The sequence below is a fragment of the Agromyces arachidis genome (assembly GCF_052805135.1).
Map to the genome: position 1 here is coordinate 1 of NZ_JBRBDK010000008.1, position 23,885 is coordinate 23,885.

General features: G+C 71.7%; 21 protein-coding genes, 1 tRNA gene and 1 other RNA gene. 13 read left to right on the forward strand and 10 right to left on the reverse strand.

Annotated elements, in window-relative coordinates; all coding sequences use genetic code 11:
• A partial coding sequence (gene sucB, locus ACUY4T_RS11280; RefSeq protein ID WP_446019035.1) for a 2-oxoglutarate dehydrogenase, E2 component, dihydrolipoamide succinyltransferase occupies positions 1 to 1,172 on the forward strand: 1,172 nt, incomplete at its 5' end.
• On the opposite strand, the gene ACUY4T_RS11285 is transcribed toward sucB, so the two are convergent.
• Positions 1,169 to 2,761, reverse strand: coding sequence for a serine/threonine-protein kinase (locus ACUY4T_RS11285; RefSeq protein ID WP_446019036.1), 1,593 nt, complete (start codon positions 2,759 to 2,761; stop codon positions 1,169 to 1,171). The two genes, sucB and ACUY4T_RS11285, sit on opposite strands and share 4 nt — an antisense overlap.
• A gap of 112 nt (positions 2,762 to 2,873) precedes the next feature.
• Here ACUY4T_RS11285 and lipB point away from each other — a divergent pair, with 112 nt between their 5' ends.
• The 3 genes from lipB to ACUY4T_RS11300 all read left to right on the forward strand — a co-directional run bounded on the left by lipB (position 2,874) and on the right by ACUY4T_RS11300 (position 5,317).
• On the forward strand, positions 2,874 to 3,521 hold the full coding sequence (lipB, locus tag ACUY4T_RS11290; RefSeq protein WP_446019037.1) for a lipoyl(octanoyl) transferase LipB: 648 nt from the start codon (positions 2,874 to 2,876) through the stop codon (positions 3,519 to 3,521).
• Complete coding sequence (gene lipA / locus ACUY4T_RS11295; RefSeq protein ID WP_446019038.1) at positions 3,518 to 4,507, forward strand: lipoyl synthase; 990 nt, start codon at positions 3,518 to 3,520, stop codon at positions 4,505 to 4,507. Before lipB ends, lipA begins: the two co-directional genes overlap by 4 nt.
• 87 nt (positions 4,508 to 4,594) lie before the next feature.
• Positions 4,595 to 5,317 carry a DUF4191 domain-containing protein gene (locus tag ACUY4T_RS11300; protein ID WP_446019039.1) on the forward strand — a complete coding sequence of 241 codons (723 nt, stop codon included), beginning with the start codon at positions 4,595 to 4,597 and terminating at the stop codon, positions 5,315 to 5,317.
• Positions 5,318 to 5,377: 60 nt separating this feature from the next.
• On the opposite strand, the gene ACUY4T_RS11305 is transcribed toward ACUY4T_RS11300, so the two are convergent.
• Complete coding sequence (locus ACUY4T_RS11305; RefSeq protein ID WP_446019040.1) at positions 5,378 to 5,812, reverse strand: RDD family protein; 435 nt, start codon at positions 5,810 to 5,812, stop codon at positions 5,378 to 5,380.
• A 136-nt stretch (positions 5,813 to 5,948) separates the two neighbouring features.
• On the opposite strand from ACUY4T_RS11305, the gene glnA reads away from it, so the two are divergent.
• Positions 5,949 to 7,373: a type I glutamate--ammonia ligase gene (gene glnA, locus ACUY4T_RS11310; RefSeq protein ID WP_446019041.1), complete on the forward strand. Its 1,425-nt coding sequence runs from the start codon at positions 5,949 to 5,951 to the stop codon at positions 7,371 to 7,373.
• Positions 7,374 to 7,460: 87 nt separating this feature from the next.
• On the opposite strand, the gene ACUY4T_RS11315 is transcribed toward glnA, so the two are convergent.
• Together ACUY4T_RS11315 and ACUY4T_RS11320 are read right to left on the reverse strand one after the other, a co-directional pair.
• Complete coding sequence (locus ACUY4T_RS11315; protein ID WP_446019042.1) at positions 7,461 to 10,475, reverse strand: bifunctional [glutamine synthetase] adenylyltransferase/[glutamine synthetase]-adenylyl-L-tyrosine phosphorylase; 3,015 nt, start codon at positions 10,473 to 10,475, stop codon at positions 7,461 to 7,463.
• 13 nt (positions 10,476 to 10,488) lie between these two features.
• Complete coding sequence (locus ACUY4T_RS11320) at positions 10,489 to 11,826, reverse strand: glutamine synthetase family protein (RefSeq protein WP_446019043.1); 1,338 nt, start codon at positions 11,824 to 11,826, stop codon at positions 10,489 to 10,491.
• 86 nt (positions 11,827 to 11,912) lie between these two features.
• On the opposite strand from ACUY4T_RS11320, the gene panB reads away from it, so the two are divergent.
• Positions 11,913 to 12,800, forward strand: coding sequence for a 3-methyl-2-oxobutanoate hydroxymethyltransferase (gene panB, locus ACUY4T_RS11325; RefSeq protein WP_446019044.1), 888 nt, complete (start codon positions 11,913 to 11,915; stop codon positions 12,798 to 12,800).
• Between the two features lie 43 nt (positions 12,801 to 12,843).
• Here panB and ACUY4T_RS11330 read toward each other — a convergent pair whose 3' ends face one another.
• Positions 12,844 to 13,029 (reverse strand): SPOR domain-containing protein, encoded by a 186-nt coding sequence (locus tag ACUY4T_RS11330; RefSeq protein WP_446019045.1) that lies wholly within the window; start codon positions 13,027 to 13,029, stop codon positions 12,844 to 12,846.
• 11 nt (positions 13,030 to 13,040) lie between these two features.
• Between ACUY4T_RS11330 and map the strand changes: the two genes are divergently transcribed.
• Both map and ppgK read left to right on the forward strand, forming a co-directional pair.
• Positions 13,041 to 13,904, forward strand: a complete 864-nt coding sequence (map, locus tag ACUY4T_RS11335) for a type I methionyl aminopeptidase (RefSeq protein WP_446019046.1) — start codon at positions 13,041 to 13,043, stop codon at positions 13,902 to 13,904.
• Between the two features lie 35 nt (positions 13,905 to 13,939).
• The gene (ppgK, locus tag ACUY4T_RS11340; RefSeq protein ID WP_446019047.1) at positions 13,940 to 14,695 is read left to right on the forward strand and encodes a polyphosphate--glucose phosphotransferase; all 756 of its coding nucleotides are present in this window, start codon (positions 13,940 to 13,942) and stop codon (positions 14,693 to 14,695) included.
• 12 nt (positions 14,696 to 14,707) lie between these two features.
• Here ppgK and rnpB read toward each other — a convergent pair.
• From rnpB to ACUY4T_RS11365, 5 genes are all read right to left on the reverse strand, one after another.
• Positions 14,708 to 15,083, reverse strand: an RNA gene (gene rnpB, locus ACUY4T_RS11345) — RNase P RNA component class A.
• A 41-nt stretch (positions 15,084 to 15,124) separates the two neighbouring features.
• Positions 15,125 to 15,862, reverse strand: coding sequence for a zinc ribbon domain-containing protein (locus ACUY4T_RS11350; protein WP_446019048.1), 738 nt, complete (start codon positions 15,860 to 15,862; stop codon positions 15,125 to 15,127).
• A gap of 55 nt (positions 15,863 to 15,917) precedes the next feature.
• Entirely contained in the window at positions 15,918 to 16,739 is an 822-nt protein-coding gene (locus tag ACUY4T_RS11355) for a Nif3-like dinuclear metal center hexameric protein (protein WP_446019049.1), read from the reverse strand.
• Between the two features lie 71 nt (positions 16,740 to 16,810).
• Positions 16,811 to 16,883, reverse strand: a tRNA-Val gene (locus tag ACUY4T_RS11360).
• Between the two features lie 49 nt (positions 16,884 to 16,932).
• Positions 16,933 to 17,400 (reverse strand): peroxiredoxin, encoded by a 468-nt coding sequence (locus tag ACUY4T_RS11365; RefSeq protein WP_446019050.1) that lies wholly within the window; start codon positions 17,398 to 17,400, stop codon positions 16,933 to 16,935.
• Between the two features lie 159 nt (positions 17,401 to 17,559).
• On the opposite strand from ACUY4T_RS11365, the gene aceE reads away from it, so the two are divergent.
• The 5 genes from aceE to ACUY4T_RS11390 all read left to right on the forward strand — a co-directional run bounded on the left by aceE (position 17,560) and on the right by ACUY4T_RS11390 (position 23,867).
• On the forward strand, positions 17,560 to 20,286 hold the full coding sequence (gene aceE / locus ACUY4T_RS11370; RefSeq protein WP_446019051.1) for a pyruvate dehydrogenase (acetyl-transferring), homodimeric type: 2,727 nt from the start codon (positions 17,560 to 17,562) through the stop codon (positions 20,284 to 20,286).
• Positions 20,287 to 20,299: 13 nt separating this feature from the next.
• The gene (locus ACUY4T_RS11375) at positions 20,300 to 21,514 is read left to right on the forward strand and encodes a PucR family transcriptional regulator (RefSeq protein ID WP_446019052.1); all 1,215 of its coding nucleotides are present in this window, start codon (positions 20,300 to 20,302) and stop codon (positions 21,512 to 21,514) included.
• 90 nt (positions 21,515 to 21,604) lie between these two features.
• On the forward strand, positions 21,605 to 22,525 hold the full coding sequence (locus ACUY4T_RS11380; RefSeq protein WP_446019053.1) for an ACP S-malonyltransferase: 921 nt from the start codon (positions 21,605 to 21,607) through the stop codon (positions 22,523 to 22,525).
• Between the two features lie 24 nt (positions 22,526 to 22,549).
• Positions 22,550 to 23,554 carry a beta-ketoacyl-ACP synthase III gene (locus ACUY4T_RS11385; RefSeq protein ID WP_446019054.1) on the forward strand — a complete coding sequence of 335 codons (1,005 nt, stop codon included), beginning with the start codon at positions 22,550 to 22,552 and terminating at the stop codon, positions 23,552 to 23,554.
• Between the two features lie 64 nt (positions 23,555 to 23,618).
• Complete coding sequence (locus ACUY4T_RS11390) at positions 23,619 to 23,867, forward strand: acyl carrier protein (protein ID WP_067950223.1); 249 nt, start codon at positions 23,619 to 23,621, stop codon at positions 23,865 to 23,867.
• The last annotated feature ends 18 nt before the right edge of the window (positions 23,868 to 23,885 follow it).

Below are 23,885 nucleotides of genomic sequence, written 5' to 3' on the forward strand. Positions count from 1 at the left end.
CCCAGGAGCAGGCCGCGCCCCAGCAGGAGGCCGCTCCCCAGGAGCAGGCCGCGCCCCAGCAGGAGGCCGCTCCGCAGCAGCAGGCCGCGCCCCAGCAGCAGGCCGCTCCCGAGCAGCAGGGCGGCTACGAGTCGCCGGCCCCGGCCGCCGAGGCGCCCCAGGCGCCGGCCGCCCAGCCCGAGCCCGCTGCGGCCCCGGCACCTCAGGCCGCTCCCGTCCAGCAGGCCGCGCCCGAGCAGGCCGCTGCCCAGACCGGCGGCGCGCACGCCGGCCCGTCGGGCTACGTGACCCCGATCGTTCGCAAGCTCGCGAACGAGCAGGGCGTCGACCTCGCCTCGGTGCAGGGCACGGGCGTCGGAGGCCGGATCCGCAAGCAGGACGTCCTGACCGCGGGTTCCGCCGCCGCCGCGCCCGCGGCCGAAGCCGCTCCGGCCCGCCAGCCGCTCGAGACCTCGCCGCTTCGCGGCACCACGCAGCCGATGACCCGGCTGCGCAAGGTCGTCGCCGAGCGCGCCGTCGTGTCGATGCAGTCGACGGCCCAGCTCACCTCGGTGGTCGAGGTCGACGTGACGCGAGTGGCCCGCCTGCGCGACCGCGTCAAGGGCCAGTTCCACGAGAAGACGGGCACCAAGCTCTCCTTCCTGCCCTTCTTCGCCCTGGCGGCGGTCGAGGCGCTCCGCGCCTACCCGATCATCAACTCGACCGTCGACGGCGAGTCGATCGTCTACCCCGAGCGCGAGAACCTCAGCATCGCGGTCGACACCGAGCGGGGCCTCCTGACCCCGGTGGTGCGCGACGCCGGCGAGCTCGACCTGGCCGGGCTCTCCAAGCAGATCGCCGACCTCGCCGAGCGCACGCGCAACAACCAGCTGAAGCCCGACGAGCTTGCCGGTGGAACGTTCACGCTGACCAACACGGGCTCCCGCGGCGCGCTCTTCGACACGCCGGTCGTGTTCCTGCCGCAGACCGCGATCCTCGGCACGGGCATCGTCGTCAAGCGACCGGTCGTGATCTCGGAGGACGGCTCGGACGCCATCGCGATCCGCTCGATGGTGTACCTCGCGCTCTCCTACGACCACCGGATCATCGACGGCGCCGACGCCGCCCGCTTCCTCACGGCCGTCAAGGCGCGCCTCGAGGAAGGCGACTTCGAGGGCGACCTCGGCATCTAGTCGAACCACTCCCGCAGACGCCATCCGGCCTCGCTCCGCATCATGAGGAGCGAGGCCGGTTCGCGTTCCGGATCCGCCCACGGGACGGTCAGCACGATCGCGTCGCCGAGATCGGCTGTGACGGCGATCCCGTCGAGGTCCGGCTCCTCGTCGCGCCAGGCCTCCCCGCGCTCGATCGACAGCCGGTCGCGGAGCGCCATCGGCGATCCGGGCTGATCGACCGCGTCGAGGCATGCCGCGTCTCCCGCCGCGAGGCACGTCCGTCGGATCTCCAGGAGTGCGGCCGCGGCCGCGGCCGGATCGTCCGGGAGCGCCGCCGGCTCGGTCGGCGCCACAGTCGGCGCGTCTCCCGGGTCGGCCGACGTCGCATCCGCTGCCGGTGTCCGCTCGGCCGGCGCCGCGCTCACCGCCGGACTCGTCGCGGTGCGCTCGGCGGGCGGGATCGCCGAGAGCACCGCGACCAGCACCGCCGCACCGAGGAGACCGCCCACGGCGATCGGACGACGTCGGCGCCGGACCCAGCCCGCCGCCCGGCGCACGGCACGCGCCCCGGGATCGCCATCGAGCGCGTCGACCAGCCCTCCCAGCGGCGCCGGCGGGAGCTGGGCCAGCGCCGCGAGCCGACCGATCCCGGCCCTGCGAAGCCCGGCCTCGTCCGGCGCCGACGCGGCAGCGGCCACGTCGACCGGCGCACCCGGTCGGCGGTCGCCGACGGAGTGCACACCGCCCGCTCCGGGGTGCGACGACCGGGAGGCTGCGGCGCGGACCGGCCGCGGCGCGGCCGCCGCGAAGAGCGCTCGTTCGATCTCGGCCTCCATCCGGCGGAACGGCCGCGCGTCGAGCGCACCCCGCGCGAGCCGGATCGCCGACGCGAACACGTCGCGATCGCTGGATGCCGCGGCCGCATCCTCCAGGAGCCGCACCAGTGCGCAGTGCCCATCCCGGATGACGGCGGTCCGCTCCGGCGCGGTGGCGACCTGGTCGAGCCGGTGCAGGGCACCGAGCCCGAGCAGCCGCGGCCGACCGGTGCGGTCGAAGCGGATGTCGGAGGCGTCGAGCCGCGAATGCACGACGCCGCGGTCGCCGAGCTCGCGGACCGCGACCACGATCGGCGCGATCGCCGTGACGACCTCGCCCGGGTCCAGTGGTCCTGCGCGCAGCACGTCGGCGAGCGACGGACCCGGTACCCGCTCGACCACGAGGCACACGCTCCCGTCGTGTGCGCCGGCCAGGTCGAGCAGCTTCGGCAGCGTTCCCGTCGGGTCGGCGTCCATCGCGGCGATCTCGGCCGACAGCGACTCGTCGTCGGCCTCCGGTCCGTAGCGCCGCACCACCACGAGCGGCGGGTCGTCGGGCCTGACCGACGTCGCCGCGTTCTCGGACTCCGTCGCCTCCGACTCGACGGTGGCGAGGAACAGGTCGGCCCGTTCTCCCCCGGCGAGCCGGCGCAGGAGGCGGTACCCGGCGAGCACGCCGTCTCCTGCGGCGATCGCCGAGGAGGCGGGACGTGCTCCGGCGGACACCTCGGGCCTCGACGCCGGCCCGACCGGGGCGGCCCGATCGTCGCGACGTCGGCGGAACTGCGGCATGACCGAATGCTCGCGCACTCGGGCCGTCGACCCGGACCGCGTCCCACCGTCCTCGACGGCAAGGTCCGCGACCGGGCTGGGGAGGACGGCTCGCGAACGTAGACTGGAGCACATGCTCGACTACGTCGTCACGGGGCTAAGCGCCAACTCCGTGCCGTACAGCGAGGGACTCTCCCTCCAGCGCGCCGTCCATCAGGCGGTGGTCTCCGGTGAACGACCGGACACCGTCATCCTCCTCCAGCACGAACCGGTCTACACCGCCGGCAAGCGCACCGCCCCAGACGAACGACCGACCGACGGGACGCCGGTGGTCGACGTGGACCGGGGCGGCAAGATCACCTGGCACGGCCCCGGGCAGCTGGTCGGGTACCCGATCCTGCGGCTCGCCGAGCCGATCGACGTCGTCGGCTACGTCCGCCGCCTCGAGGCGGTGCTCATCGACGTGCTCGCGGGCTTCGGCGTCGAGGGTCGTCGCGTCGAGGGACGATCCGGTGTCTGGGTCGTCCGCGAGGGCCGGGAGGAGAAGATCGCCGCGATCGGCATCCGGGTCGCCGACGGCGTCACGATGCACGGCTTCGCGCTGAACTGCTCCAACTCGCTCGCGCCGTACGCGAAGATCGTCGCCTGCGGCATCCGCGACGCCGGTGTGACCACGATGACGAGCGTGCTCGGTCGCACCGTTGAGCCGGCCGACGTGGTCGAGGCGATTCGTGCCCGGCTCGACGCCGAGTTCGCGCCCGTCGAGGGGGTCGCCGCATGAGCGCCGATCCCGGCGGGCGCCGGATGCTGCGCCTCGAGGTCCGCAACGCCGAGACCCCGATCGAGCGCAAGCCCGAGTGGATCAAGACCCGCGCGAAGATGGGACCCGAGTACCGCCAGCTGCAGGAGCTCGTGAAGGGCGAGGAACTGCACACGGTCTGCCAGGAAGCCGGCTGCCCGAACATCTACGAGTGCTGGGAGGACCGCGAGGCGACCTTCCTCATCGGCGGCTCGCAGTGCACCCGGCGCTGCGACTTCTGCCAGATCGACACCGGCAAGCCCGCGGACTACGACGTCGACGAACCGCGTCGCGTCGCCGAGTCCGTGGTCCGGATGCAGCTGCGCTACTCGACCGTGACGGGCGTCGCACGCGACGACCTGCCCGACGAGGGCGCCTGGCTGTACGCCGAGACGATCCGGCAGATCCACGCCCAGTCCCCCGGCACCGGCGTGGAGATCCTCGTGCCCGACTTCTCGGGCAATCCCGAGCTGCTCGGCGAGGTGTTCTCCGCCCGGCCCGAGGTGTTCGCACACAACGTCGAGACCGTGCCGCGCATCTTCAAGCGGATCCGCCCGGCCTTCCGGTACGAGCGCTCCCTCGACGTGATCACGCAGGGCCGCGATGCGGGCCTGATCACGAAGTCGAACCTGATCCTCGGCATGGGCGAGGATCGCGCGGAGGTCTCGCAGGCGCTCCGCGACCTGCACGATGCCGGCACCGACATCATCACCATCACGCAGTACCTCCGGCCCAGCCCCCGCCACCTCCCGGTGGCACGGTGGGTGCGTCCGGAGGAGTTCGTCGAGCTCAAGGCGGAGGCCGAGGAGATCGGCTTCCTCGGGGTGCTCGCGGGACCGTTGGTGCGGTCCTCGTACCGTGCGGGCCGCCTGTGGGCGCAGTCGATGCGCGCCAAGGGCCGCGACCTCCCCCAGGAGCTCTCGCACCTCGCGGACGCGTCGCTCGGATTCGCGCAGGCGGTCGGCTGAACGACGCCGCGACGGCCGGCACGACGGGGCCGCACGGATCCGCGCTCGCGGTCCGGGCGGCCCCGTCGGCGCCGGTATCCTTGACGCATGGCACGCACCAAGGACGCCGGGTCCGCCCCCAAGCCACGCAAGGAGCCCGGCCGCATGAAGCAGATGTGGCAGGTCTTCCAGATGACCCGCCGCTACGACTCCAGCGCCCAGTGGCTCATGCTCCTCGGCTTCCTGCTCCCCATCGTGGTGAGCCTCGGCCTCGCGCTGTGGCTCAGCGGCGGCAACGGCTTCACCATCGCGCTCTGGGTGATCTCGGGCGTGCTCGCCGGCATCCTCATCGCACTGGTCATCCTCGGCCGTCGGGCCGAGCGTGCCGCCTATTCGCAGATCGACGGTCAGCCCGGCGCGGTCGGCGCGGTGCTCCGCAGCGGCCTGCGCGGCGGCTGGGTCGGCAACGAGATGCCGGTCGCCGTGAACGGGAAGACCCAGGACGCGGTCTACCGCGCGGTCGGGCGCGGCGGTGTGGTGCTGATCAGCGAGGGCCCGCGATCGCGGACCACGCGAATGCTCGAGGACGAGAAGCGCAAGATCAGCCGCGTGCTGCCGAACGTGCCCGTCGCACTCCTCTCGGTGGGCCACGAGGAGGGCTCCATCGAGTTGCACCGGCTCCCCGCCACGCTGCGCAAGAGGAAGCGCGTCCTGACCAAGCCCGAGGTGCTGGCCGTCACCAACCGCCTGAACTCGCTTCAGGCGTCGCTGCCGATCCCCAAGGGCGTCGACCCGATGAAGGTGCGCCCTCAGCGCGGCAAGATGCGCTGACCGACCGAGACCACGACACCAGCGGCATCCGTTCACCCGAGCGGATGCCGCTGTCGTCGGTCACATGCGGATCAGCACCGTGCCCGCGACCCGGTCGTGCAGCCCGCGATGATCGGAGTCGTAGACGACCGCCGGGATCACGAAGACCAGCAGCAGCGTTCGCACCACCGGGCGCCACAGGCCGACCCAGCGCCCGTCGAGCGAGACCACGCGGAGTCCGAGCGCGCGGTGCCCGATGCTGCCGCCGATGGTCGGGATGAACACCGCCTGCATGACCGCGAACACGAGCAGCGTCGTCCACGACTGCGCATTGGACGCGTACGGACCGGCCAGCAGCGCGATGACGTTCGCGATCGCCCAGTCGAGCAGCAGCGCCACGACGCGTCGACCCAGCCGGGCGATCGAGCCGCTGCCCTCCTCGGGGAGTCCGAGCCGCTCGCCGGGGTATCGGCTGGGTTCGAGGTGTCCGGACGGGGCGGGGCTGGGGGCGCTCACCGGTCGATTCTATCGATCGCGTACCGTGTAACACGGCCGAAACATTCGCGTCACGGTCGGGAAACCGCCTCCGGCTAGCGTCGGGAGCGGTCGAACGACTACGTCTCGCCCCCTACCCGCCTTGGAGCACCTTCGCATGTTCAGTGATTCTTCCGAAGTCCTCAAGTTCATCAAGGAGACGGACGTCAAGTTCCTCGACATCCGTTTCACCGACCTCCCGGGCGTGCAGCAGCACTTCAACATCCCGGCCTCCACCGTCGACGAGGACTTCTTCACCGTCGGCCAGCTCTTCGACGGCTCCTCGATCCGCGGCTTCGCGTCGATCCACGAGTCGGACATGCAGCTCATCCCCGACGTCTCGACGGCCTACATCGACCCGTTCCGCGCGGAGCGGACGCTGATCATGGTCTTCGACATCTACAACCCCCGCAACGGGGAGATCTACGGCAAGGACCCGCGCCAGGTCGCCAAGAAGGCGGAGAAGTACCTCGCCTCGACCGGCATCGCCGACACGGCGTTCTTCGCCCCCGAGGCGGAGTTCTACGTCTTCGACGACGTGCGGTACGAGGTCAAGCAGAACTCCAGCTTCTACTCGGTCGACTCGAGCGAGGGCGCGTGGAACTCCGGCCGCGCCGAAGAGGGCGGCAACCTCGCCAACAAGACCGCGTACAAGGGCGGGTACTTCCCCGTCTCGCCGGTCGACCAGCACGCCGACCTCCGCGACGACATCGTCCTGAAGCTCATCGACGCCGGCCTCGAGGTCGAGCGCTCGCACCACGAGGTCGGCACCGCCGGCCAGGGCGAGATCAACTACAAGTTCGACACGATGGTCCACGCGGCCGACGACATCCTGAAGTTCAAGTACATCGTGAAGAACACCGCCAACGAGTGGGGCAAGACGGCGACCTTCATGCCGAAGCCGCTCTTCGGCGACAACGGCTCCGGCATGCACACGCACCAGTCGCTCTGGAACGACGGCAAGCCGCTGTTCTACGACGAGGCCGGCTACGGCGGCCTTTCGGACATCGCGCGCTGGTACATCGGCGGCATCCTCAAGCACGCCCCCGCGGTGCTGGCCTTCACGAACCCGACGGTGAACTCCTACCACCGCCTGGTGCCGGGCTTCGAGGCTCCGGTCAACCTGGTCTACTCGGCCGGCAACCGCTCCGCGTCGATCCGCATCCCGATCACGGGAACGAACCCGAAGGCCAAGCGCATCGAGTTCCGCGCGCCGGATGCCTCGGGCAACCCGTACCTCGCGTTCGCGGCCCAGCTCATGGCTGGCATCGACGGCATCAAGAATCGCATCGAGCCGCACGAGCCGGTCGACAAGGACCTCTACGAGCTCCCGCCCGAGGAGGCCAAGGCCATCCCGCAGGTGCCGGCGTCGCTCGGCGAGGCGCTCGATGCGCTCGAGGCCGACCACGACTTCCTCCTCGAGGGCGGCGTGTTCACCAAGGAGCTCATCGAGACCTGGATCGACTACAAGCGGGAGAAGGAGCTGAAGCCGCTGGCCCAGCGTCCGCACCCGTTCGAGTTCGAGCTCTACTACGGCGTCTGATCGCTCTCCCATCCCCCCGGGGAGAGCCGTGGGCCCGTGTCGCGCACTGCGACACGGGCCCTCGTGCGTCCGGCGGGTGGGTGCGGGTCAGCTCCGGGTCGGCTCGCGCCGCGGCTCGACGCCGTAGAACCCGCGCTCGAACACGGCGCGTGCGCGCCGCGTGACCTGCAGGTAGTCGTCCTCGAGCTGCGTGGCGGACCCGGGCGGGTACCCCATGATGCGGGCGACGCCCTCGAGCTGCGTCCGCTCGACCGGCAGGACGTCGGTGGTGCGGTCGAGCCAGAGCGTGAGCGCCGATCGCGCGCGCGACGCGAAGACCCACGCGGCCCGCAGCGTCTCCGCGTCCGTCGCGTCGACGAGCCCTCCGTCGACGGCGGCGTCGAGCGCTTCGAGGGTCGACGTCGTCCGCAGTGCCGGCACGCGGGCCGCGTGCTCGAGCTGGATGAGCTGCACGTACCACTCGACGTCGCTCAGCGAACCGCGCCCGAGCTTGAGGTGGCGATTCGGATCGGCGCCCTGCGGCAGGCGCTCGTTCTCGACCCGCGCCTTGATCCGCTTGACCTCGCGGACCTCGCGTTCCTCGATGCGATCCGGATAGCGCACGGAGTCGGCGAGCTCGGTGAACTCGGCCACGAGCGCGGCATCGCCGGCGACCCCGCGCGCCCGGAGCAGCGCCTGCGCCTCCCAGGTGAGCGACCAGCGGGCGTAGTACGCGCGATAGGCGTCCAGCGAGCGGGCGATGACGCCGTTGCGGCCCTCCGGGCGGAGGTCGGCGTCGAGGTCGAAGGGCAGGCGGGCATCCTCGCTGACGCGCACGAGTTCCGAGACGATCTTCAGCGCCCGGCGGTGGGCCGCCTCCGGCTCGGCGCCGGCGGGCCGGTAGACGTAGAGGATGTCGGCGTCGGAGCCGATCCCGAGCTCGCGTCCGCCGAAACGGCCCATGCCGATCACGGCGAACTCGATGCCGTCCTCGTCTCGGCGGATGGCCCGCACCAGGCCGTCGATGTGGACCTCCACGACGTCGCTGAGTCCGTGTCCGAGTTCCTCGATGGTGCACACGTCGAGCATCCCCGCGAGGGCCAGTCGGAGGACCTCGCGACGACGCATGGCGCGCAGCACCTTCGCGGCCGCGTCGAGCTGGCCGTGCCGGGCGAGGACGGCGTTCGCCTCATCGCGGAGCGCCCCCAGGGAGCGGGGTCGCAGCTCGTCGACGTCCTCGAGCCAGGCCACCGCCTCGGGGATCCGCTCGAGCAGTTCGCCGGCGAATCGCGACCCCGACAGCACGCGCGTGAGACGCAGTGCCGCATCCGAGGAGTCCCTCAGGAGCCGGAGGTACCAGTGCGTCGTGCCCAGCGTGTCGCTGATCCGACGGAACGCGAGCAGGCCGTAGTCCGGGTCGGTGCCGTCGGCGAACCACGAGATGAGCACGGGCATGAGGTGCCGCTGGATGGTCGCGCGGCGCGTGACGCCGGACGTCAGCGCACCGATGTGCCCGAGCGCTCCCCTCGGGTCGCGGAACCCGATGGCCGCGAGTCGTGCGGCGGCCTGGTCGTTCGTGAGGCCGAGGCCGTCGGCGGGCAGCGCGGCGACCGCCGAGAGCAGGGGCCGGTAGAAGAGCCGCTCGTGCAGGCCGCGCACACGGCGACGGGTGCCCTGCCAGAGCGCGGTGAGCTCGTCGGCGGTCCGCGCGAGCCCGGAGGCGCGGGCGAGCACGCGCGTGGCGTTCGCGTCGCGCGGCATGAGGTGGGTGCGGCGCAGCCGGCCGAGCTGGAGCCGGTGCTCGAGCACGCGGAGGATCCGGTAGTCGCGGGAGAACTCGGCCGCCTCCTCCCGCCCGACGTAGCCGTGCCGGGCGAGCGCCTCGAGGGCGGCGATGGTGCCGCCCTGGCGGATCGCCGCGTCGGTCGAACCGTGGACGAGTTGGAGCAGCTGCACCGTGAACTCGATGTCGCGGAGCCCTCCCGGGCCCAGCTTCAGCTGCACGTCGACCTCGTCGGCGGGGATGTGCTCGGTGACCCGCTCGCGCATCCGCTGGACCGACTCGACGAACCCCTCTCGGGAGGAACTCGCCCACACCTTCGGCGCGACCCCGGCCGCGTACCGTTCGCCGAGCTCGCGGTCGCCGGCGAGCGGGCGCGCCTTCAGGAGGGCCTGGAACTCCCAGCTCTTCGCCCAGCGGTCGTAGTACTGCAGATGCGACTCCAGCGTGCGCACCAGCGCGCCGTCCTTGCCCTCGGGGCGGAGGTTCGGGTCCACCTCCCACAGCGGGGGCTCGATGCCCGGTTCGCCGATGAACCGCATGACGAGCATGGCGAGCCGCGTGGCGATGTCGATCGACCTCGCCGTCGCGACCGACTCCTCGTCGGCGGACTCCGCGACGAAGATCACGTCGACGTCGCTGACGTAGTTGAGCTCCCTGGCGCCGGTCTTGCCCATGCCGATGACGGCCAGCCGCGTGGCCTCGACCTCGTCGGCGGCGAATCGCCCCGGAGCGGCGGGCTCGCCCGGACCCCGGGCGGTGACGCGTCGCGCGAGCAGCAGCGCCGCGTCGAGCGCGGCGCCGGCGAGGTCGGCCAGGCCCGCCGCGACGGTGTCGACCGCGTCGATCGCATCGGGGCGCGTGAGATCCCAGAGCGCGATGCGCGCCAGGAGCCGCCGGTAGCGCGTCCGGAGCAGGCGCTGGCCGGCGTCGGCGAGGTCGCCTCCGGAGGCGTCGACGGATGCCACCGCGCCGACGAGCTCGTCCGAGGCAGCCTCGGCGCTCGGCGGCGGTTGCGGGGTCGCGTGCAGCACCTCGAGTTCGTCGACGTTCCGCAGCAGGTACTCGGCGAACCCGCGCGAGGCGCCGAGCAGGCGCAGCGCGCGGTCGAGCGCCTCGTCGTCGCCGAGGATCCGCTGCACGGGCGCCGGCGCCCGGTCCATCAGCCGGCGCAGTTCGTCGAGCGCCTGGTCGGGATCGCCCGCGACCGAGAACGCGTCGATGAGCCGGTCGAGCGGGACGCCGCCGCGCTCGGCGAGCGCGGCGACCTCGCGCGCGGCGCGGTCGAGGTCGTCGAAGCCGGCACGCGCCAGCGCGCCGAGCATCGGTGCCTGGCGCGTCATCCGTTGCCGATCGTCAGAGGATCTCGAGGTTGCGCTGGAGTTCGAAGGGCGTGACCTGCGAACGGTAGTCGCGCCACTCGGCCCGCTTGTTGGCGAGCACGTAGTTGTAGACGTGCTCGCCGAGGGTGTCGGCGACGAGCTCGGACTCCTCCATGTACTCGATCGCGTGGTCGAGGCTCGCCGGGAGCGGGCGGTAGCCGAGGGCGCGGCGCTCGCTGTCGGTGAGGGCCCACACGTCGTCCTCGGCCTCGGCCGGGAGCTCGTAGCCCTCCTCGATGCCCTTCATCCCCGCGGCGAGCATGAGCGAGAACGCCAGGTAGGGGTTCGCGGCGGAGTCGATCGCGCGGTACTCGACGCGCGCGCTCTGCCCCTTGCCGGGCTTGTAGAGCGGCACGCGGACGAGCGCGGAGCGGTTGTTGTGCCCCCAGCAGATGAAGCTCGGCGCCTCGTCGCCGCCCCACAGCCGCTTGTAGGAGTTCACGAACTGGTTCGTGACCGCGGTGATCTCGTTGGCGTGCATGAGCAGGCCGGCGATGAACTGGCGGCCGATCTTCGACAGCTGGTACTGCGCGCCGGCCTCGTAGAAGGCGTTCGCGTCCCCCTCGAACAGCGAGAGGTGCGTGTGCATGCCCGAGCCGGGCTTGTCGGAGAAGGGCTTCGGCATGAAGGTCGCGTAGACGCCCTGCTCGATCGCGACCTCCTTCACGACCGTGCGGAACGTCATGATGTTGTCGGCCGTGGTCAGGGCGTCGGCGTAGCGGAGGTCGATCTCGTTCTGGCCCGGGCCCGCCTCGTGGTGGCTGAACTCGACCGAGATCCCCAGGTCCTCGAGCATCCGCACCGAACGACGACGGAAGTCGTGGGCCGTGCCGCCGGGCACGTTGTCGAAGTACCCGGCCGAGTCGACCGGCTGCGGCCCCTCGGGACCGTACTTGCTGGACTTCAGCAGGTAGAACTCGATCTCCGGGTGCGTGTAGAAGGTGAAGCCGCGGTCGGCGGCGCGTGCGAGGGTGCGCTTCAGCACGTTGCGCGGGTCGGCGACCGCCGGCTCGCCGTCGGGCGTGGTGATGTCGCAGAACATGCGCGCGGTCGGGTCGATGTCGCCGCGCCACGGGAGGGTCTGGAAGGTGGTCGGGTCGGGGAACGCGAGCAGGTCCGACTCGAACGTGCGGCTGAGGCCCTCGATCGCCGAGCCGTCGAAGCCGATGCCCTCGGTGAACGCGCCCTCGACCTCGGCCGGGGCGATCGCGACCGACTTCAGCGTGCCGACGACGTCGGTGAACCACAGCCTGACGAACTTGACCCCGCGTTCTTCGATGGTCCGGAGAACGAAGTCGCGCTGCTTGTCCATGCACACCCTTCCTCGATGCTCTCAGCGTACTGGGTCGCGCGGGAGGGGCCGGGTCGGGCGGACGGCACCTGTGCCAGACTGGCGACATGTCCGAGCCCCTATCGCACGACGCCGAGACCGACCGCACCGACGCACCCGCGGAGAACCCGTACGGCGGGGCTGCGAAGGCCTCGCCCGGGCCGAAGCGGGTGCGCACGCGGCACTTCCAGAACGCCAAGCGCGAGGGCATCAAGATCACAGGCCTCACCAGCTACGACGCGCTCACCGCGCGCATCTTCGACGAGGCGGGCATCGACTTCCTGCTGGTCGGCGACTCGGCCGCGAACAACGTGCTCGGCTACGAGACGACGCTGCCCGTGACGGTCGACGAGCTCATCCCGCTGACCCGCGCGGTCGCCGGCGCCGTCCAGCGCGCGTTCGTGGTCGCGGACATGCCCTTCGGCTCGTACGAGAACGGACCCGACGAGGCGCTGCACACCGCCATCCGCTTCATGAAGGAGACGGGCGCGCACGCGGTCAAGCTGGAGGGCGGCGAGCGGAGCCAGAAGCAGATCCGCCGGGTCGTCGGAGCCGGGATCCCGGTCATGGCGCACATCGGCTACACGCCGCAGAGCGAGCACGGCCTCGGCGGGCACATCATCCAGGGGCGCGGCGAGGGCGTGAAGCAGCTCCTCGCCGACGCCGAGGCGGTGCAGGAGGCCGGCGCCTTCGCGGTCGTGCTCGAGATGGTGCCGGCCGACGCGGCGCGGCAGGTCACCGAGCTGCTGGAGATCCCCACGATCTCGGTCGGCGGCGGCCCGCACTGCGACGGCCAGCTGCTCGTCTGGACCGACTGGGCGGGGCTGACCCCCGGCCGGATCCCGAAGTTCGTCAAGCAGTACGCCAACCTCGCCGGCGTGCTCGGCGAGGCGGCCACGGCATGGCGCGCGGACGTCGCGTCCGGCGCGTACCCGACCGAGGAGCACTCCTACTGAGCCGGTTCGGGCCGGCGCGCCCCGGGGCGCGGGCCCGGTCGGATCACTCCTCGGCGGCGTCCTCCTCGGCCCACTTCGCGCTGTTCGCGCGCAGGATCTCGAGGGCCTGCTCGGCCTCCGCGCGGGTCTCGAACGGGCCGACCCGCTCGACCGCCGGGGAGACCATCCCCTCCTCGACCTCGCCGGTGTTGAGGTTGTACCAGAACTGGTGCTCAGTGTCGCCGGACATAGGCTGATCCTATGCCCAAGGACCCTGACGGCCACCTGATCCCCGGCCGCCTGTCGCCCGCCCGACCGGTGCCCGCCTCCATCGCACGACCCGAGTACGTCGGCCGCGCGGCGCCGTCGCCCGACACCGGCGGCGACCGGTACACGGCCGACGAGGTCGAGCGGATCCGCGCCGCGGGTCGCGTCGCCGCGGGCGCCATCGAGGCGGCCTCCGCCGCGATCCGGCCCGGGGTCACCACGGACGAGCTCGACCGCATCGTGCACGAGTACGTCGTCGGACACGGCGCCTACCCGTCCACGCTCGGCTACCGCGGGTACCCCAAGTCCTCGTGCACCTCGGTGAACGAGGTGATCTGCCACGGCATCCCCGACGACACCGTGCTCGAGGAGGGCGACCTCGTCAACCTCGACGTGACCGCCTACCTCGGCGGCATGCACGGCGACCTCAACCGCACCTTCCTCGTCGGAGACGCCGACGAGGAGGCCCGGCTCCTCGTCGAGCGCACGCGCGAGGCGCTCGCACGCGGCATCCGCGCCGTCGCTCCCGGACGCCAGGTGAACGTCATCGGGCGCGCCATCGAGTCCTATGCGCGGCGGTTCGGCTACGGGGTGGTGCACGACTACACGGGGCACGGCGTGGGCCGGGCGTTCCACACCGGCCTCGTGATCCCGCACTTCGACGACCCGCGGGCGACCACGGTCATCGAGCCGGGCATGGTCTTCACGATCGAGCCGATGCTCACGCTCGGCGGCATCGACTGGGACCTCTGGGGCGACGACTGGACGGTCGTCACCCGCGATCGATCGCTCACCGCCCAGTTCGAGCACACGCTGGTCGTCACCGAGCGCGGCGCCGAGATCCTGACCCTGCCCTGAGCGGCCGCTCGCGCGCGCCGCGATAGGGTGGCGCCATGGCGACGGAACGCGCGATCGGCATCGACATCGGCGGCACGGGCATCAAGGGGGCGGTCGTCGACCTCGGCTCCGGCGAACTGGTCACCGAGCGGGTGAAGATCAAGACGCCCAAGGGCGGCCGGCCCGCCGACATCCTCGAGGCCACGGGGCAGCTGCTCGCCGTCATCGCCGGGCAGGGGCACACGTCGCTGCCGCTCGGAGTCTGCTTCCCCGCGATCGTGCGGCACGGCCGCACGCTGTCGGCGGCGAACATCTCGGACGAGTGGATCGGCCTCGAGGCCGAGCGGATGTTCGAGCGCGAGCTCGGCAGCGACATCCACTTCATCAACGACGCGGATGCCGCCGGCTATGCCGAATCCCGGTTCGGTGCGGCGAAGGGCGAGCGCGGCCTCGCGATCCTGACCACGCTGGGGACCGGGATCGGCTCGGCCTTCATCTACGACGGCGTGCTCGTGCCCAACAGCGAGCTCGGCCACCTCGAGCTCGATGGGCACGATGCCGAGGAGCGGGCCGCGTACTCCGCGATGGAGCGGGAGGACCTCTCGTGGTCCGAGTGGGCGGAACGGCTGCAGCGCTACTACGCGCACGTCGAGTTCCTGTTCTCGCCCGACCTGTTCGTCGTCGGCGGGGGCGTCTCGAAGCACCACCGCGAGTTCCTGCCCCTGCTCTCGCTCGACACGCCCATCGTGCCGGCGGCCTTCCGGAACAACGCGGGCCTGCTCGGCGCGGCCGCGCTCGCGGCGCGCTCCTAGCGTCGCCGGGTGCGAGCGGGCCGACTGATACGCCGGGTTCTGTTGACCGGGCGCTTGCGCGACACCGGCTGGACGACCATCTCTCTCGGAGCCACGTCGCCGTGACCCTCCAGCGGCCCACCCGGGAACGGGACGGGCAGCCCCATCGTTCCCTGTCTGGCCTTGCTCCGGACGAGGTTTACCGAGCCGACCGCGTCACCGCGGCCGCTGGTGGGCTCTTACCCCACCGTTTCACCCTTACCGCGGGCCGAGGCCCGTGGCGGTCTGCTTTCTGTGGCACTGTCTCGCGGGTCACCCCGGGTGGGCGTTACCCACCGTCCTGCCCTGCGGAGCCCGGACGTTCCTCGGCGCCCGATCGCTCGGGCGACGCGGCCGTCTTGCCGACCCGCTCGCATCTCCAAGGCTACCGCCCCGAACCGGGTGCGCCGGTCAGAGACCCGATTCGGCCGTGCGCACGAGGATCCGGTCGCACTCGGGGCACTGCACGACCTCGTCGTCGGCGGCGCGACGGACGGACTCGAGGTCGGAGCCGGTGAGCGTGATCGTGCAGCCGCCGCAGGTGCGCTGGCGGAGGAGCGCGGCACCGATGCCACCGCCCCTGACGCGACGGTCCTCGTAGAACCGGAGCAGGTCGTCGGGGATCGTGCCGGCCAGGGTCGCCCGGTCGCGCTCGGCCTGCTCCCGCTCGGTGCCGAGCCCGCCGGCCGCCTCGTCGCGGGCCGCCTCGAGCGATGCGGTCGCCTCGGCGAGCTCGGCCCGCTCGCGATCGATCCCGGCGACGCGGGCCTCGGCCTCCTCGACCTTCTCCATCACGATGAGCTCGGCGTCCTCGAGGTCGCTGAGGCGCCTGCGGAGCGATGCGAGCTCGGCTTCGAGCGCCTGCACGTCCTTCATCGACGACGTGTGCGTCAGCCGGTCGCCGTCGCGCGCGATGCGCTTCTCGACCACCTCGACGTCGGACTCGATGCGTCCGAGCTCCGTGCGGGCGTCCTCGAGCGAGCCGACGGCCTCGGCGCGCCGGCCGCGGACGGCGGTGTCGCGCTCGGCGAGCGAGGCGAGCTCGGCCGTCTGCGGCAGCGAGCGCAGGCGATGCGCGAGCTGCTGCAGACGGGTGTCGATGGCCTGGAGGCGGAGCAGCTGCTCCTGGTCGGCGGGACTGGCCTTCACGTGGTGCTCCTCGTGGGATTCGGGACGGGGCGGATCGCGGTCGGGGCGGGACGGGTCACTGGACGACCTGGAAGTCCCACGGGTCGGTGCGGAGGTCGCTCACCACGACCTCGAGTTCGGGGTGGGCCTCCCGGAGCTCTCGGGCCGCGGCATCCAGCCACAGCCATTCGCTCGCCCAGTGCGAGACGTCGACGAGCGCGGGGCCGCCGCCGAGCATCGCCTGCTCGCGGGCCTCGGACGCCGGGTGGTGCCGCAGGTCGGCGGTGACGTACGCGTCGGCGGTGCGCACGGCCTCGTGCGCGAGGAGCGAGTCGCCGGCGCCGCCGCAGACGGCGACGGTCTCGACGGGGTCGTCGAACCCTCCGGCGACGCGCACTCCCGTCGCCGTGGGCGGCAGCAGTTCCGCAAGGCGTCGGGCGAGGCGCCCGAGCGTCGTCGGTTCGGCGAGGCGGCCCACGCGACCGAGGCCGCGCGCGGCGTCCGCCGCGTTCGGCACGATCGGGGCGACGTCGACGAGGCCGATGCGGTCGGCGAGCACGGCCGACGTGCCGGTCTCGACGATGTCGGCGTTCGTGTGCGCGCCCACGAGCGCGCAGTCCGCGCGGATGAGCTTCGCGAGCAGGGCGCCCTTGTAGCGATCCTCGGCGATCGAGGTGACGCCGCGAAGCAGCAGCGGATGGTGCGCGACCACCAGGTCGGCACCGGATGCGACGGCCTCGTCCACGGTCGCCGCGACGGCGTCGACCGTCAGCAGGACGCGCTCGACGTCGCGCGCCGGATCGCCGGTCACGAGCCCGGGCGCATCCCACGGCTCGGCGCCGGCGACGGGCCAGAGTCGTTCCACGGTCGAGAGGACGTCGGCGAGGCGGACTGGCACGCGCCCAAGCCTACGCCGTGCGGCGCGGGCGGTCCTGTCGGGCCCCTGCCGCACCCGCCGGTCCTCGTCGGTGGGCCCTGCCGGGCTCGAACCGACGACATCCACGGTGTAAGCGTGGCGCTCTACCAACTGAGCTAAAGGCCCCCGCGCCTGCGGCGCTCCCCCATCGTACGACGCGGGCCCGCGGCATCCGTCACGGCCCCTCGAGCCGTCGGAGGGCGTCCCGGTAGGCCGACAGCGGCCGGGCCTCGCCGGGCGGCGCGGAGAACGACGAGCGGATGACGCCGCCCGCGTCGATCGCGAAGGTCGCCCGGCGCGCGAACCCCGCCGACGCGTCGAACGCCCCGTACCGGGCGGCGACCCCGCCGTGCGGCCAGAAGTCGGAGAGGAGGGTCAGGCCCACTCCCTCGGCCTCCGCCCATGCCCGGAGGGCGTACTTCGCATCGACGGACGCCACGAGGACCTCGGCGCCCGCCTCCTCGAACATCGCGGACGCGGCGTCGAGCTCGCGCAGCTCGCCCGTGCAGGTGCGGGAGAACGCGAACGGCACGAACACGAGCACGACCGGACGCAGCCCGCGACGGTCGGCGAGACGCTGCGGCGCGCCGAACTGGTCGGGAAGGATGAAGTCGGGCGCGGTCGCGCCGACGTCGAGGTTCACACGCCGCCTCCTGCCGTCCGATGGGGCGCGCGCCAGCCTAGCTGCCCGTACCCGGGCATAGAATCACTAGGATGGCGTGGTGCCCCCGGCCGTGACCCGGTCTTCGTCGTGCGCGACGCGCGCATCAGAGGCACGATCTGCTGAAGAGAGAGGTCGAGTGTGACTGTCAACGACCAGGACCCGTACTCGGTCGAGGCGATGGACTCCGATCCGGAGGAGACCACCGAGTGGGGCGAGTCCCTCGACGCCCTCGTCGCCGAGAAGGGCCACCAGCGCGGGCGCGAGATCATGCTCAGCCTGCTGAAGCGCTCCAAGGAGCTGCACCTGGGCGTGCCGATGGTGCCGACCACGGACTATCTGAACACGATCGCCCCCGACAACGAGCCCGAGTTCCCGGGCGACGAGGAGATCGAGCGCCGGTACCGCGCCTGGATCCGCTGGAACGCCGCGATGCTCGTGCACCGCGCGCAGCGGCCGGGTATCGCCGTCGGCGGCCACATCTCGACCTACGCGTCCTCCGCGGCGCTGTACGAGGTCGGCTTCAACCACTTCTTCCGTGGCCAGGACCACCCCGGCGGCGGCGACCAGATCTTCATCCAGGGCCACGCCTCCCCCGGCACCTACGCCCGGGCGTTCCTCGAGGGCCGGATGACGACCGACCAGCTCGACGGGTTCCGCCAGGAGAAGTCGCACGCCCCGAACGGGCTGTCCTCCTACCCCCACCCGCGGCTCATGCCCGAGTTCTGGCAGTTCCCGACGGTGTCGATGGGTCTCGGCCCGATCAATGCGATCTACCAGGCGCAGGCGAACAAGTACCTCACCAACCGCGGCATCGCGGACGCCTCCGACCAGCACGTCTGGGCCTTCCTCGGCGACGGCGAGATGGACGAGGTCGAGAGCCGCGGCCAGCTGCAGGTCGCGGCGAACGAGGGGCTGGACAACCTCACCTTCGTCATCAACGCCAACCTGCAGCGACTCGACGGCCCCGTGCGCGGCAACGGCAAGATCATCCAGGAGCTCGAGAGCTTCTTCCGCGGCGCCGGGTGGAACGTCATCAAGGTGATCTGGGGTCGCGAGTGGGACGACCTGCTGGCGCGCGACCACGACGGCGCGCTGCGGAACCTGATGAACGTCACCCCCGACGGCGACTACCAGACCTACAAGGCCGAATCCGGTGCGTACGTGCGCGAGAACTTCTTCGGCCGCGACCCGCGCGCCCTCGAGCTCGTCAAGGACCTCACCGACGACCAGGTCTGGGGCCTCAAGCGCGGCGGCCACGACTACCGCAAGGTCTACGCGGCCTTCAAGGCCGCCATGGAGCACAAGGGCCAGCCGACGGTCATCATCGCCAAGACCATCAAGGGCTACGGCCTGGGGCCGGCGTTCGAGGGCCGCAACGCGACCCACCAGATGAAGAAGATGACGCTCGACAACCTGAAGACGTTCAGGGACACGATGCGCATCCCGATTAGCGACGCGCAGCTCGAGGAGAACCCCTACCTCCCGCCGTACTACCACCCGGGCGAGGACGACGAGGCGATCCAGTACCTCCACGAGCGCCGGCGCGAGCTCGGCGGCTACCTGCCCGAGCGGCGGACGAAGCACACCGCCCTCTCGCTGCCCGACGACTCCGCCTACGCGATCGCGAAGAAGGGCTCCGGCACCCAGGAGGTCGCCACCACCATGGCGTTCGTCCGCCTGCTGAAGGACCTCATGCGCTCGAAGGACTTCGGCAACCGCATCGTGCCGATCATCCCCGACGAGGCCCGCACGTTCGGCATGGACGCGTTCTTCCCGAACGCCAAGATCTACAACCCGAACGGGCAGCACTACACCTCGGTCGACCGCGAGCTCCTCCTGGCCTACAAGGAGAGTCCGCAGGGCCAGATCGTCCACGTCGGCATCAACGAGGCCGGTGCGCTCGCCGCGTTCACCGCCATCGGCACGTCGTACTCGACCCAGGGCGAGCCCCTGATCCCGATCTACGTCTTCTACTCGATGTTCGGCTTCCAGCGCACCGGCGACGCCATCTGGGCCGCCGGCGACCAGATGGCGCGCGGCTTCATGATCGGCGCGACCGCCGGACGCACCACGCTGACCGGCGAGGGCCTGCAGCACGCGGACGGCCACTCGCCGCTGCTCGCCGCGACCAACCCGGCGGTCGTGTCGTACGACCCGGCCTACGGCTACGAGATTGGCCACATCGTGCACTCGGGCCTCGACCGGATGTACGGCGGCAACCACCCCGACCCGAACGTCATGTACTACCTCACGGTCTACAACGAGCCGCTCGTCCAGCCGGCCGAGCCGGAGGGCGTCGACGTCGAAGGCATCGTGCGCGGCATCCACCGCGTCTCGCAGTCGAACCACGACGGCCCGAAGGCCCAGCTGCTCGCCTCCGGCGTCGCGGTGCCGTGGATCCTCGAGGCCCAGCAGCTCCTCGCCGAGGACTGGGGCGTGTCGGCCGACGTCTGGTCGGTGACGAGCTGGTCGGAGCTGAACCGCGACGGGCTCGCCGTCGACGAGCACAACTTCCTCCACCCCGAGGCCGAGCGCCGCGTGCCCTACCTGACGCAGAAGCTCTCGGAGGCGCAGGGCCCGTTCGTGGCCGTGTCCGACTTCATGCGCGCGGTGCAGGAGCAGATCCGTCCGTACGTGCCGGGCCAGTACGCGACCCTCGGCGCCGACGGGTTCGGATTCTCCGACACCCGCCCCGCTGCGCGTCGGTACTTCAAGATCGACGGACCCTCGGTGGTCGTGCGCACGCTCCAGCTGCTCGCCGACCGCGGCGAGGTCGACGGGGACCTCCCCGCCCGGGCGATCGAGAAGTACCGCCTCCACGACGTGAACGCCGGCACCACCGGCACCGCCGGCGGCGAGAGCTAGCAGGCCACCGGCCGTGGCGACGAAGCCCAGGACCAAGGCGGAGACGCTCGCGTGGTTGCGGACCATCGCGGGCGAGCTGGCGACCCAGACGCTCAAGCGCCTGGAGGACACCCTGCCCTGGTACGGCGACATGCCGCCGAGCCGGCGGTCGGCGGTCGGGCTCGTCGCCCAGGCCGGCATCTCGTCCTTCATCGCGTGGTTCGACGACCCGAAGTCCACCCCGTGGATCGCCGCCGACGTGTTCGGGGCGGCTCCGCGGGAGCTCCTCCGCTCGGTGAGTCTCCAGCAGACGCTGCAGCTCATCCGGGTGACGGTCGAGGTCGTCGAGGAGCGCGTGAAGGACGGCGGCGAGCCCCTGCGCGAAGCCATCCTGCTGTATTCGCGCGAGATCGCGTTCGCGGCCGCCGACGTCTACGCCCGCGCGGCGGAGGCCCGGGGCCTGTGGGATGCACGCCTCGAGGCCCTCGTGGTCGACTCGATCCTCTCCGGGGAGTACGACGACGAGCTGCCGAGCCGCATCGCGGCCCTCGGCTGGCATGGCCATGGCGAGGTCGCCGTGCTGGTGGGCACGGCCCCGAAGCTGTTCGACGTCGACCAGGTCCGCCGCACGGCGCGCCACATGCAGGCCGACGTGCTCGTGGGCGTGCAGGGCAATCGCCTCGTCGTCGTGATCGGACGCGCCGAGCCGCGCGGAAGCGAGTCGGAGGATGCCGTCGGCACCGCCCCGGCGCTCACGTTCATCGAGATCGCCGCGCAGCTCGAACCGCACTTCGGCGCCGGGCACCTGGTGCTCGGGCACGAGGTGCCGAACCTCGTCGACGCCGGGAAGAGCGCCAAGGCCGCCCTGGCGGGCTTCGCCGTCGCACGGTCGTGGCGGCACGCGCCGCGGCCGGTCCACGCCGACGACCTGCTCCCCGAGCGCGCGCTGGCCGGCGACCCGCTGGCACGGGCGACCCTCGTGCACCGCATCTACCGCCCCCTCCAGGCCCACTCGACCGAGCTGTTGACGACGCTCTGGAGCTACCTCGACAACGGCCGATCGCTCGAGGCGACCGCCCGCGAGCTCTTCGTGCACCCGAACACCGTCCGCTACCGCCTGAAGCGGGTCTCCGACGTGATCGGTTGGGACGCCACCGGCGCCCGGGAGGCGCTGATCCTGCAGTCGGCGCTCATCATCGGCTCGATGAGCGACCACGAGACCACGCCCCGGCGGCGGCCGGCGAACTGACGGTTCTATGTGCCGTCGTGACAACGTCTCACGGCATACCTTGTCGCGAGTGCACACTCATCCGTCTGCAGCGATTGGCAGACTGAGACGGTGATCGTCGTCGCCTGCCCTGGTCAGGGCTCCCAGACCCCCGGTTTCCTCTCCCCCTGGCTCGCCGAACCCTCCTTCGCCGAGCGCCTCGCCGCCCTGTCAGACGCGTCCGGCGTCGACCTGGAGCGCCACGGGACCGAGAGCGACGCCGAGACGATCCGCGACACCGCGATCGCGCAGCCGCTCATCGTCGCCGCGGGGATCCTCGCGTTCGACGCCCTCGCGGCCGACGGCCGGGTGGCACGGATCGGCGGCGTCGCCGGGCACTCGGTGGGTGAGATCACCGCGGCCGCCGCGACGGGAGTGCTCGATGCGGCCGACGCGATGCGCTTCGTCGCCGCGCGCGGCCGGGCCATGGCCGAGGCGGCGGCGCTCGAGCCGACCGGCATGAGCGCGGTCATCGGCGCCGACGAGTCCGAACTGCTCGCGCGCCTGGACGAACTGGGCCTCGAACCGGCGAACTTCAACGGAGGCGGCCAGATCGTGGTCGCCGGTGCGACCGACGCGCTCGAGCGCCTCAGGGCGGAGCCGCCGAGCGGCGCGCGCGTCATCCCGCTGCAGGTCGCCGGCGCGTTCCACACCCGCTACATGCAGCCCGCCCGCGAGCGGCTCGCCGAGGTCGCGCTCTCGCTGTCCGCCGCGGACCCCGCGCACACGCTCTGGACGAACCGCGACGGGACGCCCGTGGCATCCGGATCGTCGTTCGTCGAGCTGCTCGTCGGCCAGGTGGCCTCGCCGGTGCGCTGGGACCGTTGCATGGCGTCGTTCGCGGACGCCGGGGTGACCGGGCTCATCGAGCTCGCGCCCGCCGGAGCGCTCGTCGGACTCGCCAAGCGCGCACTGAAGGGCGTCCCGACGGTCGCCGTGAAGACGCCCGACGACCTCCCGGCGGCGATCGAGCTGCTCGACCAGGCCGCGTAGTCCACCAACGACACGAGAGAACGCATGACGCACCCCACGCTCACCCAGTCTCACGGCCCCGCGCACACGCGCCTCTACTCGATCGGCGCCGCCCGCGGCGAGCACGCCGTGCCGAACGACGACCTCGTCGGCCCGATCGACTCCTCGGACGAGTGGATCCGGCAGCGGACCGGCATCGTCACGCGCGTGCGCGCCGGCGACGACGTGCTGGCGGTCGACCTGGCGACGGATGCCGCGCGCGAGGCGATCGAGCGGTCGGGGGTGCCGGCCGAGCAGATCGACCTCGTCATCGTCGCGACGATCTCGAACGTGCAGCAGACCCCGTCGATCGCCGCCGTCGTCGCCGATCGGGTGGGGGCCAACCCGGCCGCCGCCTACGACATGAACGCGGCCTGCGCGGGCTACGCGTACGCGGTGGCACAGGCCGACGCGCTCCTCCGCGCGGGCGCGGCGCACTACGCACTGGTCATCGGCGCCGAGAAGCTCTCGGACGTCGTCGACCCGACCGATCGCACGATCTCCTTCCTGCTCGGCGACGGAGCCGGCGCCGTCGTGGTCGGCCCGAGCGAGACGCCCGGCATCGGCGCGACCGTGTGGGGTTCCGACGGCTCGAAGGCCGCCGCGGTGGGCATGAACAGCACGCTCATCGACTTCCGCGAGGGCCGCTCCGAATGGCCGACGCTCCGCCAGGAGGGCCAGACGGTGTTCCGCTGGGCGGTCTGGGATATGGCGAAGGTCGCCAAGGAGGCGCTCGACGCGGCCGGCGTCACCGCCGACGACCTCGCCGCGTTCATTCCGCACCAGGCCAACATGCGCATCATCGACGAGTTCGCCAAGCAGCTGAAGCTGCCGGAGACGGTCGCCATCGCGCGCGACATCGCCACCACCGGGAACACCTCGGCGGCGTCCATCCCGTTGGCGATGCATCGTCTCCTGGAGGAGCACCCCGACCTCTCGGGCGGCCTCGCCCTCCAGATCGGCTTCGGCGCCGGACTCGTGTTCGGCGCCCAAGTGGTGGTTCTCCCCTGAGCCGCCGTCCCCCGTCCATCTAGACTGTGTCTCGGTCAACGAGACACCCTCAAGGAGAAGAACCATGGCATTGTCCAACGAAGAAGTGCTTGCCGGCCTGGCCGAGCTGATCAACGACGAGACCGGCATCGCGACCGACACGGTTGAGCTGGACAAGTCGTTCACCGATGACCTCGACATCGACTCCATCTCGATGATGACGATCGTCGTCAACGCGGAGGAGAAGTTCGACGTGAAGATCCCCGACGAGGAGGTCAAGAACCTCAAGACCGTCGGCGACGCCGTCGACTTCATCGTCAAGGCCCAGGCTTAGTGCGACGGGCGGGCCGGC